General features: G+C 39.9%; 1 protein-coding gene. It reads right to left on the reverse strand.

Going from position 1 to position 516, the window contains the following annotated elements; translation table 11 throughout:
• Positions 1 to 458: class I tRNA ligase family protein (locus tag IE142_RS40490; protein WP_191889540.1), on the reverse strand; the 458-nt coding region annotated here is incomplete at its 3' end.
• Positions 459 to 516: the final 58 nt, after the last annotated feature.

Raw genomic sequence — 516 nt, forward strand, 5'->3', positions numbered from 1 at the left:
CCGGGCGCTTTACACTTAGGGCAAGTCCCTTTAACAAAACGATCAGGCAAGAACATGCCTTTTTCTTCATCATAAAGTTGAGAAATTGTTTTACTTTTAATATGACCATTTTTTTTCAGGGCTAGATAAATTTTCGTCGATAATTGACGATTTTCTTCACTGTGTGTGGAGTGATAATTATCGTAGCTGATATTAAAACCGGCAAAATCCTGTTGATGCTCTTTGCTCATCTCTTCAATCATGGCTTCTGGGGTAATACCCAATTGTTGAGCTTTCAGCATAATAGGCGTGCCGTGAGCATCATCAGCGCAGATGAAATGAACTTCTTTGCCGCGCATTCGTTGGTAACGGACCCAGATATCAGCCTGAATGTGTTCAAGGATATGACCGAGATGAATTGAACCGTTAGCATAAGGTAACGCGCAGGTTACCAATAATTTATTCGCGACGTGAGACATAGTAAGGATCTTACTTCCATTAAATTAAAAAAAGGGTCTTTGATGTTAACCTATCCGT

Source organism: Streptomyces mutabilis (assembly GCF_014649815.1).
Taxonomy (GTDB): Bacteria; Actinomycetota; Actinomycetes; order Streptomycetales; family Streptomycetaceae; genus Streptomyces; species Streptomyces mutabilis.